This is a genomic window from Arthrobacter sp. C152 (assembly GCF_054890965.1).
Window position 1 is genome coordinate 1 of record NZ_JBTZSU010000121.1, and the last position, 260, is coordinate 260.

Annotated in this window: 1 rRNA gene; it reads right to left on the bottom strand. The window is 54.2% G+C overall.

Annotated features, from left to right (window positions below):
- Positions 1-48: ribosomal RNA gene (gene rrf, locus ACYSM9_RS21980) — 5S ribosomal RNA — on the bottom strand; the annotation flags it as partial.
- Positions 49-260 lie beyond the last annotated feature (212 nt).

The following is a 260-nucleotide window of genomic DNA, read 5'->3' on the forward strand; positions in this document are numbered from 1 at the left end:
CGGGTTCGGAATGGGACCGGGCGTTTCCCCCACGCTATGACCGCCGTAACCCTTTCACCCGTCACCCTCCCGCTGTGGGGGTGGTGTGGGAAAACTGTGTGGTTACAACATGTGTGGTGTTGTTATTCAGTTATTTGGTTCCGTTGTGCCCCCGTGTGTTGGGGGTTGTTGGTTGGGAACCACATAGTGGACGCAAGCAGAATGTTTTTCTGTGTGGTGTAAGTTGTTGGCCTATTAGTACCGGTCAGCTTCACGAGTCG